The 12,979-nt window shown below is 66.5% G+C and carries 8 protein-coding genes and 1 pseudogene; 7 read left to right on the top strand and 2 right to left on the bottom strand.

Features of this window, described 5'->3' with window-relative positions; genetic code table 11:
• Positions 1-40 precede the first annotated feature (40 nt).
• The 6 genes and pseudogenes from JMF90_RS06320 to JMF90_RS06295 all read left to right on the top strand — a co-directional run.
• Positions 41-1,648: pseudogene (locus tag JMF90_RS06320) on the top strand (efflux RND transporter permease subunit); the annotation flags it as partial.
• Positions 1,649-1,652: 4 nt separating this feature from the next.
• Positions 1,653-3,083 (top strand): efflux transporter outer membrane subunit, encoded by a 1,431-nt coding sequence (locus JMF90_RS06315; protein WP_011548137.1) that lies wholly within the window; start codon positions 1,653-1,655, stop codon positions 3,081-3,083.
• Between the two features lie 101 nt (positions 3,084-3,184).
• Positions 3,185-3,877 carry a response regulator gene (locus JMF90_RS06310; RefSeq protein ID WP_011548138.1) on the top strand — a complete coding sequence of 231 codons (693 nt, stop codon included), beginning with the start codon at positions 3,185-3,187 and terminating at the stop codon, positions 3,875-3,877.
• A complete protein-coding gene (locus JMF90_RS06305) occupies positions 3,874-4,500 on the top strand; it encodes a hypothetical protein (protein WP_011548139.1) in 627 nt (208 codons plus the stop codon). The genes JMF90_RS06310 and JMF90_RS06305 overlap by 4 nt, the downstream gene beginning before the upstream one ends.
• A gap of 630 nt (positions 4,501-5,130) precedes the next feature.
• Positions 5,131-6,963, top strand: a complete 1,833-nt coding sequence (locus JMF90_RS06300) for a protease pro-enzyme activation domain-containing protein (RefSeq protein ID WP_011548140.1) — start codon at positions 5,131-5,133, stop codon at positions 6,961-6,963.
• Positions 6,964-7,415: 452 nt separating this feature from the next.
• Positions 7,416-9,098 (top strand): DUF3300 domain-containing protein, encoded by a 1,683-nt coding sequence (locus JMF90_RS06295; protein ID WP_011548141.1) that lies wholly within the window; start codon positions 7,416-7,418, stop codon positions 9,096-9,098.
• 69 nt (positions 9,099-9,167) lie between these two features.
• Here the strand turns inward: JMF90_RS06295 and JMF90_RS06290 are convergent, their stop codons facing one another.
• On the bottom strand, positions 9,168-9,818 hold the full coding sequence (locus JMF90_RS06290) for a pyridoxamine 5'-phosphate oxidase family protein (protein ID WP_011694689.1): 651 nt from the start codon (positions 9,816-9,818) through the stop codon (positions 9,168-9,170).
• A 234-nt stretch (positions 9,819-10,052) separates the two neighbouring features.
• On the opposite strand from JMF90_RS06290, the gene JMF90_RS06285 reads away from it, so the two are divergent.
• On the top strand, positions 10,053-11,519 hold the full coding sequence (locus tag JMF90_RS06285) for a PLP-dependent aminotransferase family protein (RefSeq protein ID WP_011548143.1): 1,467 nt from the start codon (positions 10,053-10,055) through the stop codon (positions 11,517-11,519).
• A 7-nt stretch (positions 11,520-11,526) separates the two neighbouring features.
• Here the strand turns inward: JMF90_RS06285 and JMF90_RS06280 are convergent.
• Positions 11,527-12,979 (bottom strand): phospholipase D family protein (locus JMF90_RS06280; RefSeq protein ID WP_201324993.1); only part of this gene is annotated, 1,453 nt, incomplete at its 5' end.

Raw genomic sequence — 12,979 nt, 5'->3', positions numbered from 1 at the left:
GCTCGTATAACTTCGTATAATGTATGCTATACGAAGTTATTACGTCAACCGCCGCTTCGATCGCCTGACGAAATGGTACGAGACGCGCGTCGGCCGCCTCGTCGGTCGCACGGGCCGCGTGATGCTGGTGTTCGTCGCGATTTCGGGTGCACTGGTGCTCGGTTTCCGCAGCCTGCCGTCGTCGTTCCTGCCGGACGAAGACCAGGGCTACTTCATCACCAGCTTTCTGTTGCCCGCCGACGCTACCGCCGAGCGTACGCACGACGTGGTCAAGACGCTGGAGAAGCATCTTGCTTCGCGTCCGGCAATCCAGTCGAGCATTTCCGTGATCGGCTACGGCTTCTCGGGCCAGGGCTCGAACGCGGCGATCAACTGGTCGGTGATGAAGGACTGGAAAAACCGTGGCGGCGCGTCGACGATCGAGGAAGGCATGCTCGCGCAGCAGGCGATGGCCGGCGTGACCGAAGGCACGGTGATGAGCCTGCTGCCGCCGGCGATCGACGAACTCGGCAACAGCTCGGGCTTCTCGATGCGTCTGGAAGACCGCGCCAACCAGGGCGCGGCGGCGCTCAAGGCAGCGGAAGTCAAGCTGCTCGAACTCGCCGCGCAAAGCAAGGTCGTGACCGGCGTGTACCCCGACAGCCTGCCGGCCGGCACCAGCATCCGCCTCGAGATCGATCGCGCGAAGGCGCAGGCGCTCGGCGTGTCGTTCACGACGCTCAGCGACACGCTGTCGACCGCGATGGGTTCGACCTACGTGAACGACTTCCCGAACGCAGGCCGCATGCAGCAGGTGATCATCCAGGCCGACGCGCCGGCACGCATGCAGATCGACAACGTGATGAAGCTGTACGTGCGCAACGCGGCCGGCGGCATGGTGCCGCTGTCCGAGGTGGTGCGCCCCGTGTGGACCGACACGCCGCTGCAGATGGTGCGCTTCAAGGGCTATCCGTCCGCGCGTATCGCCGGCAACGCGGCGCCCGGCCAGTCGAGCGGCGCGGCGATGGCCGAGATGGAACGGCTCGCCGCGCAACTGCCGCCGGGCTTCGCGGTCGAGTGGACCGGCCAGTCGCTACAGGAACGCCAGTCGGCGTCGCAGGCGCCGATGCTGATGGTGCTGTCGATGATCGTCGTGTTCCTGGTGCTCGCCGCGCTGTACGAAAGCTGGTCGATCCCGCTGTCGGTGATGCTCGTGGTGCCGCTCGGCCTGATCGGCGCGATCGGTGCGGTGCTGTTGCGCGGGATGCCGAACGACGTGTTCTTCAAGGTCGGGATGATCACCGTGATCGGCCTGTCCGCGAAGAACGCGATCCTGATCGTCGAGTTCGCGAAGCAGTTGCGCGAGGAAGGCAAGGGCTTGATCGAAGCGGCCGTGCAGGCGTCGAAGCTGCGCCTGCGCCCGATCCTGATGACCTCGCTCGCGTTCGGCCTCGGCGTCGTGCCGCTGATGATCGCGACCGGCGCCAGCGCCGAAACGCAGCACGCGATCGGCACTGGCGTGTTCGGCGGCATGGTGACCGCCACGGTGCTGGCCATTTTCTTCGTCCCTGTTTTCTTTGTGTTCGTGATGAGTATCCAGGAGCGTATCGGCGCATGGCGGGCTTCCCGCAAGCAGCCGGCTTCCCCGACTCACGAACAGGAAGGTTGATGCCATGCGATTGCTTATTCTTCCCCTCGTCCTCGCGCTGTCGGCCTGCTCGCTGGCGCCCACGCTGGTCAAACCGTCGATGCCGGTGCCGACGGCCTACACCGCCGCCGCTGCCGCCAATCCCGACGCGAACGCCGCCGACCTCGGCTGGCGCACGATGTTCGGCGACCGCCGCCTGCAACGCCTGATCGAGCTCGCGCTCGAGCACAACCGCGACCTGCGCGTGGCCGCGCTGAACGTCGAGGCCGCCGAAGCGCAGTACGGCATCCAGCGTGCCGCGCGCCTGCCGTCGATCGGCGCCGGCGCGAGCTTCACGCGTCAGCGTACGTCGGACGACACGCAGTCGAATCCGCCGCTGTTCGGCGCGACGCAGAACCAGTACGGCGTCAACGTCGGCATCAGCGCGTTCGAGATCGACCTGTTCGGCCGCGTGAAATCGATGTCGGATGCGGCGTTCGCGCGCTACCTCGCGACCGATCACGGCCGCCGCGCGGTGCAGATCTCGCTCGTCGGCGGCGTGGCGGACGCGTACTTCGCGGAACGCCTCGCGCACGAGCAACGCCAGTTGTCCGAACGCACGCTCGCCGACTGGCAGCAGTCGCTCGATCTCGCACGCCGCCTGAAGGAAGCGCATCAGGCGAGCGGCGTCGACATCGCGCAGGCCGAAGGCCAGGTCGCGAGCGCGACGGCCGATCTCGAAGCGCGCACGCGCGCCGTCGAGCAGGCACGCAATGCATTGCGCCTGCTGATCGGCACCGAGCTGCCGAAGGATCTGCCCGAGCCGCTGCCGCTTCAGCAGCAACCGGTGATGACGCAACTGCCGGCCGGCTTGCCGTCCGAACTGCTGTTCCGTCGCCCGGATATCCAGCAGGCCGAACAAAATCTCGTCGCCGCGAATGCGGACATCGGCGCCGCGCGCGCCGCGTTCTTCCCGCGCCTGTCGCTGACGTCGTCGATCGGCTTCCTCAGCCCCGCGATGGGCAGCCTGTTCGACGGCGGCCAGCGCGCATGGAGCTTCGCGCCGCAGGTCACGGTGCCGATCTTCCAGGGCGGGCGGCTGCGTGCCGAGCTGCGTCTCGCGGAAGTGCGCAAGTCCAGCGCGGTCGCCGAGTACGAACGCGCGATCCAGGCCGCGTTCCGCGAAGTGGCCGACGGCATCGCCGGACGTGAAACCTTCGGCCGTCAGATCGAAGCCCAAACGCGCGTGGTCGGCTCGGCCGAACGCCGCGCCGACCTGTCGAACCTGCGTTATCGCGCGGGTGTCGAGGGGCGGCTGGAGCTGCTCGATTCGCAGCGGCAGCTCTATGCGGCACGACAGGCGCTGCTCGATCTGCGCCGCAGCGAGCTCGGCAATGCCGTCGCGCTGTACAAGGCGCTCGGCGGCGGCCTGACGGACCAGGACGTCGCACCGTCGAAGCGCGTGATGCAGAACTGAACGAACGGCGCCGTTCCGTCCCGCGCGGCAGCGTGGCGAAACGGTGCGCTCCGGCCCGGCAACGAGCCGCCCCGCTTGTTCGACACAGCACGGCACACTCCATGACGAATTCCCTGATACTGATTGCAGAAGACGAGCCCGACATCTCGGACATCCTCGATGCGTACCTGAAACACGACGGCTTTCGCACCTACCGCGTCGCCGACGGGCAAGCGGTGCTCGACATGCAGCCGCACCTGAAGCCCGACCTGATCCTGCTCGACGTGAAAATGCCGCGGAAGAACGGCTGGGACGTGCTCGCCGAACTGCGACGGCGCGACAACACGCCCGTCGTCGTCCTCACCGCGTTCGATCGCGATCTCGACCGGCTGCAGGCACTGCACGCCGGCGCGGACGACTACATCGTCAAGCCGTTCAACCCGGCCGAGGTCGTCGCGCGGTTGCGCGCGATCCTGCGCCGGTCCGCCGCGCCGCCGACCCTGCGCATGCTGCGCGTCGGCGACCTCGAGATCGACACCGACAGCTATCTGGCCCGCGTGCGCACAGCGGGCACCGAGGTGCCGATCACACTGACGCTGACGGAGTTCCGGCTGCTCGCGCACATGGCGAGATCGCCGAGCCGCGTGTTCACGCGCGGCGAATTGCTCGACGCGTGCATGGCCGACGTCAGCGCGCTGGAACGCACGGTCGACAGCCACATCTGCCGGCTGCGCAAGAAACTCGAACAGGCCGGCGCACCGGGCATGCCCGAAGTGATGCGCGGCGTCGGCTACCGGCTGCGGGGCGTGCAGTGACGCCGCCGGTCAGGCCCGGTCGGCAAATCGGGCAGACGATCGGCCTCGCCGCGATCGTCGTCGTGTTGCTCGCCGGCACCGTTGCGTTCGTCGTCCATGCACTGCATGCGCCGGCCGCGTTGCCGCACGACGCGAGCGCCGACGCGATGCTCCGCAGTGCGTCCACTTACCTGGTGCTGGCGACGGCGCTGTTCGTCTGCCTGCTGGCCGCCGCGTTCGACCTGTTCAGGCTGCTCCGCCGCATGCTCGCGACGCTCGACGCGATGGCGGACACCGCCGGCCGGATCGTGGCCGGCGATCCGTCGGCGCGCACGGTTTCCCGCGACGGCTGCCCGGCCGACCTCGCGCGCTTCATCGACCACTTCAATGCGATGACTCACTCGATGAAATCCACGAATCCTTCCGATGCGACGGCCACCGTCGCCAGCAGCAGTCGCGTCACGCTCACCCACCTCGCCGAACTCGAAACGCGGCTCGACGCCATCAAGGCGCTCGCCACCGATGATGCGGACGCTTCCTCGCGCGACGCGCTGCTTCAGCATGTCGACGCGCTGTTCCGGTGTGTCGAAGACCTTCAGGTAACCGAACGACAGGCGCCGGCGATTCGAACATTTCCTCGATAACGAACAGCCGTTTCAATACGCATCGGAAAGGATCGGCGAAGTCGCTTTCGGTATTACCTGCGTTACCGGTTTCGAACATTACAAAAAGCCACCGATCTTTTCAAAATCATTGCGGTTTATCCGATTTAATTTTATTTCATATAATCAAAAAAAGTTTGACACCGCGCTTTCGTTCTTGATACCGTCCGATGCAAGCAATCCGACGGATTGCCCGCCACGCAAACGATTCCGCTCCACGTTTTTTCGCTTCCGCTGCACCGAAGTACGCGCCGCCGAATGATGCGTTCGCCCGCCGGCGCGTGCAGTATCCCGATGCATTTCAATGGACGGCTGCCATCCGGCAGCGGGCCGAAGGATCGAATCAAATGAGCAGGACAACGAAGCTGTTGCTCTAGCAATCCCGCCCGCGCCGACTCCGGCGCGACTGCCCCGCCCTGCGGCGCAGCTTTCCCGTTACCGCGTTTTCCGTATTTCGCCTCCGGAGAAAAACCGCTTTCCGGATCGGGCGAAAGGCCCTGTCGCGTCCGTGCCATCCGCCCGCATGCGACAGAAAGCGGCGGTGCATGACCCGCACCGCTGTCGACCGTTGTTGTTCGTGCCGTTCGTTGTTCAACCGGAGGGGTAATTCAAATGAATCAGGTTGCAAACAAGAATCAAAAGCACATTCGCGTCGTCAAACTCGCATTCGCCGCAGCAGCAGCCGCGACGTTCGGCATGGCGACCGCCCATGCCGCGCCCGCGGCCGGCTGGACGGAAACGCACACCAAGGGCTTCCTGCCGCTCGTGCAGCAGAACGAAGCCGGTACGGCCGGCGCGCCCGCGGCGAGCACGGCAGCCGCTGCCGCCTCCGCGATCGACATGGCGCCCGGCGAATCGGTGGACATCGTGCTCGGGCTGAACCTGCGCAACGAAGCCCAGCTCGACCAGTACCTGCGCGACCTGCATACGCCCGGCTCGCCGCACTACCGGCAGTTCCTCACGCCGGCGCAATTCGCCGCGCAATATGCGCCGACCGACCAGCAGGTCGCCTCCGTCGTCGCCCACCTGCGCAAGGCCGGCTTCGTGAATATCGTGGTCGCGCCGAACCGGCTGCTGGTCTCCGCGTCCGGCACCGCGGGCACCGTCCAGTCCGCGTTCCGCACGACCCTCAAGCGCTTCACGCGCAACGGCCGCAGCGTCTATGCGAACACCGACGCCGCGCAAGTGCCGAACGCGATCGGCAACGTCGTCGGCTCGGTGCTCGGCCTGCAGAACGTCGAGCTCGTGCATACGGGCGCGGGCAGCAAGCCGCAAGGCAACACCAGCAACCTGACGATCCCGGCCGGCGCGTCGGCGGTGCCGCACAATCCGACCGAGTTCTCGTCGATCTACGGCGGCGACGGCACGCCCACGGCCTCGCAGACCACGGTCGGCATCATCTCCGAAGGCGACCTGTCGCAGACGGTGAGCGACCTCAATACGTTCGCCGCGAACAACGGCCTCGGCACGATCAGCAGCAGCATCGTGAAGACGGGCCCGGCCGGCAGTTCGTACACCGACACCGACGGCACCGTCGAATGGAACCTCGACAGCCAGTCGATCGTCGGCGCGGCCGGCGGCAGCGTGAAGCAGGTCGTGTTCTACGTCGCGCCGTCGATGACGCTCACCGCGATCACGGCCGCGTACAACAAGGCCGTGACCGACAACGTCGCGAAGGTGATCAACGTGTCGCTCGGCGTGTGCGAATCGTCCGCGAACAGCACCGGCTCGCAGGCAACCGACGACACCATCTTCAAGCAGGCGGTCGCGCAAGGGCAAACCTTCTCCGTTTCCGCCGGCGACCACGGCGCGTACGAATGCGCGAGCGGTACGCCGTCGCGCTCGACCTACACGGTGAGCGAGCCGGCCACGTCGCCGTACGTGATCGCGGTGGGCGGCACGACGCTGTTCACCAATACGTCGACCAATGCGTACAACAGCGAGATCGTCTGGAACGATCCGAGCTGGCAGCCGGGCACCGTGTGGTCGACGGGCGGCGGGTACAGCAAGTACGAGGCCGCGCCGACGTGGCAATCGTCGACCCTCACCGGCTCGACCAAGCGCGCGCTGCCCGACGTCGGCTTCGACGCCGACCTGCGCACGGGTGCGATTCTCGTCGTGAACGGCCAGACGTCGGACACGCTGTGGGGTTCGGGATACCTGAACAACGAAGGCGGCACGAGCCTCGCCGCGCCGATCTTCACCGGCATCTGGGCGCGGCTGCAGTCGGCCAACAACAACGCGCTCGGGTTCCCCGCGTCGAGCATCTACAAGTACTTCCCGACCAACGCGGCGCTGCTGCACGACGTCACGTCCGGCAACAACGGCAGCGGCACTTACGGCTACAAGGCGAAGGCCGGCTGGGATGCGACGACGGGCTTCGGCAGCGTGAACATCTCGAAGCTGAATACGTTCATCCAGAGCACGTCGGATTTCGCGCGCTGATGGGCCGTTGACCGAACCGGGTACGGTTGCGCAACGCATCACGTGCGCCGCAGCCGTACTCAACCGCGTTGAAGAAACCCGCGAAGGCCTCGCAACCTTCGCGGGTTTTTTGCATGCCGTGCCCACTCACCTCGCGCAGCAAGCATCACGCCTGCCCCCAACCTTGCAATCGTTGCGCAAACAACTTTCACGTCGGTTACCGCGCGCCCGCCTGTTCGCTTACGGACTGCAAGGCACACACACTGTTACACAACACCGCGACAACTTCCGTGCATGTCGTGCGTTTAACTGAAGGTATCGATTCGTCGCGGGACAACCGCCATGCGAACACGATCCAGCCGCCCGCTCCGGCCGATGCCACCGGAACCTGCGCGGACGGTCGCGACATGGTGTTCGAGCCGATCGCCCGGCCCGCGTGCCTGCCAACGCTGTCACCACATCGAACGAACAACATGAACCATGCCCGTGCACACCGCCCCGTCAGGACGCTGATCGCGTCGTCCGTCATCGTGTCGCTGCTCGGCCTGTCGGCCTGCAACAAGCGCGACGAAAGCAGCGCCGCCGCGCCGGCCAGCGATGCGAGCGCCGCCTCGGCGGCACAGCCCGCGTCGACGCCCGTCGCGTACACGCCGCCGAGTGCCGACCAGCTCTATCAGATGGTCGCGCCGATCGCGCTGTTCCCCGACAAGCTGGTCGCATTGGTGCTCGCGGGCGCAACGTATCCGGACCAGATAGCGGCCGCCAATACATGGGTGACGCAAAATCCGTCGTTGAAGGGCCAGGCGCTCGCGAGCGCCGCCGATGCGCAGCCGTGGGACCCGTCCGTCAAGGCGCTGACCGCGTTCCCCGCGGTGCTGTCGCAAATGGCGTCGAACCCGGCCTGGACCACCTCGCTCGGACAGGCGTACTACAACGATCCGACCGACGTGATGAATGCGATCCAGGTGATGCGCCAGCGCGCGCAGAAATCCGGCCATCTGCGCTCGAGCGGCCAGATGCGGGTCACGCAAGTCGCGCAAGCCGCGCCGGCGGGGTACACGCCGGCCACCGACGCGCCGGTGGTCTACAGCGGGCCGGCGATCGTGCCGCCGCCCGAGCAGGCGATCGAGATCGAACCCGCGCAGCCCGATGTCGTGTACGTACCGTCGTACAACCCGACCGTCGTCTACGGCGAGCCGGTTTCGTCCTACCCAGGCTATGTGTATCGGCCACCCGTCTACAGCACCGGCGAAGTCGTCACGGCCGGCGTGATCACGTTTGGCATCGGCATCGCCGTCGGCGCGGCGATCTTCGGGCATCACGACTGGGGCTGGCACGCATGGGGCGTGAACTGGGGCGCACCGCGCCCCGAAGGCCCGGCGTGGCACGGCGGCTGGCAGCGTCCGGCCGTGGTGTACAACCACACCACCTACGTGACGAAGTCGACCACGGTGATCAACAACATCACGAACATCCGCAACACACGCATCACGAACAACTACGGCGGCAACGTCACCAACAACAACACGACGATCGAGCGCAACACGGTCCGGCCGGGCGCGGAGCCGATGCGCGGCCAGGCCCTGGAGCAGCGCCCGGGTGCCGCGCCGATGACGATCCCGCATTTCGGTGCAAACGACGCGCGCCCCGGTGCACGACCCGCGCCCGAAGCATTCGCGCAGCATCGCGCGAATGCGCCGCATGCCGAGGTGCCTGTGCCGCATCCGCCCGGTGCGACGCACGACACGCGGCAGCAGGCGATGCAGCGCGAACATGCCGCGCAGGAGACTCGCGCGGCGGCGCAGCAACAGCAGCAACAACGCGCGGAAATGCAGCGACACGACGCGGCCCAGCAGCGCGAAGCGCTGCAGCAACGCAATGCCGCCCAACAGCAGGAACACGCTCAGGCGCAGCAGCGCGACGAAGCGCAACAGCAGCAACGCGTGGAAGCGCAGCAACGTGACGAGGCCCGGCAACAGCAGCGGAGCGAGGCAGCACAACAGCAACAACGCAAGGAGATGCAGCCGCACCCCGAAGCGCCGCCACGCGAACACGCGGCACCGCAGCCTCGGCAAGCAGCGCCCGAGCATGCGCACGCGCCGCATCCGGCCGAGTCGCACCCGCCGCACGAATCGCGCGAACATCGGCCGGGGTAAAAGCACGACACGCCGACATCTTGGCCAGGCGGGCGCTACGGCCCGCCACGCCACGCGCCGCCGCGCCCTTCAATCGGCCCAGTTCCGGACGTAGTCCGGCACCACCACGTTGCCGTCTGCATGGACCGGCGCGCCGCGTGTCGTCTTCAGTGGCAGGATCCCGGCCCACACCGCCAGCCCGAGATCTTCCTCTTTGTCGGACGGCAGCGAATCGCTGATTTTCACGGCCGCTTCCGCCATCGAAATCCGCAGCACGCTGGTCGCATTGATTTCCTTCGAATTGCCCGGCCGCGCTTCATGCTTGCGGCCCGGCGCGATCTTGTCCATCAATGCATCCAGCGCGGCGAGTTTTTCCGCGCTGCCTTCGATCACGTCGAACTGCCCGTAGATCACCGCGGATCGATAATTCATCGAATGATTGAAGGCGGATCTCGCCAGCACGAGGCCGTCCAGCAGCGTCATCGCAACGCAAGCCTGCGCGCCGGCCGACAATGCCTTGACCATGCGGCTGCCGTTCGACCCGTGGATATAGAGCGCGTCGCCCCTTCTCCAGTGCGCGGTCGGAATGCAGTGCGTGTTCTGCCCGTCGCCGAACGCGATGTGACAGACATACGCTTCGTCCACGATGCGGTGGAGCATCGTGCGATCGTGGCTCGCCAGTTCAGGCAGGCGGCGAATGGTCGTACGCGGCGTGGAAGAGAGATCGGTCTTTTCGTTCATCTATCTGTACTGCGAAATGAATGGTATCGGCATCGTGCCGTACCCGTGCATGAGCGCGCGACTACCCCGCCCATCGACAGTCGCTCGTCGAATCGAGCAAAATACGCGCATCCCGCCAGTCGCGCCGATCGCTGAAAATGCGCGTTGCCGGCCTGCCCCGCGAGAACGTGAACGATACGATGCGCGCGGCCTCTTCGAAAGAACCAGCATAACGAAAATTTCTGGAACCAGCCCATGGATCTCGCGCTGCTCATCTCGTCGCTTGCCAGACAGGACGGCGCGACAACGCATAGTCGGCAGGAAGCCCTCTACCGGAGCCTGCGCAACATGCTGCTGGACGGGCACCTCCCGCCCGGCACGCGGCTCGCGTCGACGCGCGTGCTCGCGGCCGAGCTGGGCATCGCGCGCAATTCCGCGGTCTATGCGTACGAGCGTCTTGCCGAGGAAGGCTTCGTGGCGGCCACGCGCAACGGCACGATCACGCTATGGGACGGATGCGACCGCTCGAACGTCGCAAAGGAAGACGGCCCCGCGCCAGTTCACTTGTCGGCGCGCGTGCACGGGCTGGAGAACGCCGACCCCGAGCCCGAACGCATGCTGCCGTTCGTTCCCGGCCTGCCGTCCCTCGACGAATTCCCGGTTGCCCAGTGGCGTCGTTGCATCGAGCGCGCATGGAAGACCATCACGCCCGCCCGGCTGGCGTACGGCCCGGTCGAAGGGCTGCCCGAACTGCGGCGCGCGGTCGCCGCATACATCCGCGTGTCGCGCGGTGTGCGCTGCGACACGGGCCAGGTGTTCATCACCGACGGCACGCAGAGCAGCCTCGAACTCTGCGCGCGCATGCTGGCGAATCCCGGGGAATACGGCTGGCTCGAGAACCCTTGCTACAACGGCGCGAGAACCGCGTTCCGGTCGACCGGCCTGAATCCCGTGCCGATCGAGGTCGATCGCGAGGGCATGGCGCCGACCCACGCGCAGTGGCGCACCCACCCGCCCCGGCTGATCTATACGACACCGTCGCACCAGTACCCGCTCGGCGCGCTGATGAGCCCGCGGCGCCGCGCGGCGCTCGTCGAGCATGCCCGTGCATGCGGCGCGTGGATCATCGAGGACGACTACGACAGCGAGTTCCGTCACGGTGGCCAGCCGCTGCCCGCGATCCAGGGCCTGCATGCGGATGCACCGGTATGCTATCTCGGCACGTTCAGCAAGACGATGTTTCCGGCCCTGCGGCTCGGCTTCATGGTGGTGCCGCCGGTGCTGGTCGACCGCTTCACGCGCACGCTGCGCGAACTCGTCCATCGCGGCCACTCGGCCGACCAGTTGGCGATGGCAGAATTCATCGATACCGGCCTGTTTGCGCGGCACCTGCGGAAGATGCGGGCGCTCTATGCCGAGCGGCGCGGCGGCCTCGAAGCGGCGCTCGCCCGCCATCTCGGCACATCGCTGAGCGTGCGGGAAAGCCCCGGCGGCATGCATCTTTCCGCGGATCTCGCGGCGCCGCTGCACGATACCGACGTCGCGCGCACGGCCGCCGCCCGCGGCTTGCTGCTGCAACCGCTGAGCAGCTATTGCATCGGCGACGGCCGCCGCTACAACGGCTTCGTGCTCGGCTATTCAGGGCTGAGCGATGCGACGATCGAGACAGCGGCGATGCAGTTTGCCGACGTCATCGAGCAGCACCGCCGCGCGCGGCACTGAGTGCCGCTCACAGTTGCGATTCGATCGGAAACAGCCCGAGAAACCACACTTCCATCCGCCGCGGCGCCGACACTTCCGGTTCGTGATCGATCTCGGTGACCTTCCCGTCTGCATCCGTCTGAACCCACTTGAGGCGCCCGCTGCCGGCCGGATCGGTTCTCGCCTCGACACGCCACGCGATCTGGTCGAGCCGCGCCTCCAGATCGTCGGCCACCTGCGATGCAATCGCCGGGCTCTCGCAGTAAACGCCGATCTCCGTATTGAGGTTCAGCGAGCGCGGATCGAGATTCATCGACCCGATGAAGATGCTCGTGTGATCGAATACGTAGGTCTTCGCATGCAGCGATGCGCGCGACGAGCCGATGATCACCTGCTTCGAAATGCTCTTGTCGCCCGAGGGCCGGCGCTCGTAAAGCCGCACGCCGGCATTCACCAGATCGCTTCGATAGCGGCGGTAGCCGGCATGCACGGCCGCCACATCGGTCGATGCGAGCGAATTGGTCAGCACCGTCACGCGCACGCCGCGCGCCGTGAGCGCGCGCAGCCGCTCGACCACTTCCTTGCCGGGCACGAAATACGGCGACACGATCAGCAGGTCGTGCCGGGGCTGCAACGCAAGCGCACGCAACTGCGGCATCAGGTGGCCGTCGCGGTCCTTCGGCGGATGCGCGATCTTCGACGGATCGTCGTACAGCACCGTCGCATGCCCCCACGACAGCTCCGTGCCCTGCCCGTGGACGATCCGGTCGAGCCGCTGGCGGGCCTCGAGCACGTACGGATTGTCCTCCATGGCCCTCAGGTAGTCGCGCAACCGTTCTCGCTCGCGCTCGAGGCCGCCCGGCGCCGCATCGTGCCCGACCAGCGTATCGACCGGATACGCGTACGGCGAATTCCAGAACGTATCGAATTCCGTCGAGATGTCTTTCACGACCGGCCCGTGAACGACGACATCGAGATCGCCAAACTCCAGCATCGACGATGCGCCGAAGTATTCGTCGCCGATATTGCGCCCGCCGACGATCGCCGCCTGGTTGTCCGCGATCATCGCCTTGTTGTGCATGCGCCGGTTGACGCGCGAGAACTCGAACAGGGTGCCGAGCTTCTTGAACCGGCGCGACGCCACCGGATTGAACAGCCGGATCTCGATGTTCGGATGCGCGCTGATCTCGAGCAGCTTGCGGTCGTCGGCGTTGGTGCCGAGATCGTCGAGCAGCGCGCGCACGCGCACGCCGCGGTCGGCCGCACGCATGACGGCGTCGGCCAGTTCGTGGCCGGTCAGGTCGTCGTGCCAGATGTAGTACTGAAGGTCCAGCGAACGCTCGGCGCGGTCGGCGAGCAGCACGCGCGCGTCCAGTGCGTCGACCGGATCGGTCAGCAAATGAAATGCGTCCTGCCCCGGATGGGCGGCAGCCTGCTGGCGAAATGCCACGCCGAGGCGCGTATCGTCGGTATCGGTGAAT

The organism is Burkholderia sp. E168m23 (genome assembly GCF_016586125.1).
GTDB classification, from domain to species: Bacteria; Pseudomonadota; Gammaproteobacteria; order Burkholderiales; family Burkholderiaceae; genus Burkholderia; species Burkholderia orbicola.
The sequence above is the reverse complement of the archived record's forward strand: the minus strand, read 5'-3'. Positions and strand labels throughout refer to the sequence as shown.

Coding starts and splice junctions, on each gene's coding strand:
- JMF90_RS06315 (WP_011548137.1), top strand. CDS start 1,653: ATGCGATTGCTTATTCTTCCCCTCGTCCTCGCGCTGTCGGCCTGCTCG.
- JMF90_RS06310 (WP_011548138.1), top strand. CDS start 3,185: ATGACGAATTCCCTGATACTGATTGCAGAAGACGAGCCCGACATCTCG.
- JMF90_RS06300 (WP_011548140.1), top strand. CDS start 5,131: ATGAATCAGGTTGCAAACAAGAATCAAAAGCACATTCGCGTCGTCAAA.
- JMF90_RS06295 (WP_011548141.1), top strand. CDS start 7,416: ATGAACCATGCCCGTGCACACCGCCCCGTCAGGACGCTGATCGCGTCG.
- JMF90_RS06290 (WP_011694689.1), bottom strand. CDS start 9,818: ATGAACGAAAAGACCGATCTCTCTTCCACGCCGCGTACGACCATTCGC.
- JMF90_RS06285 (WP_011548143.1), top strand. CDS start 10,053: ATGGATCTCGCGCTGCTCATCTCGTCGCTTGCCAGACAGGACGGCGCG.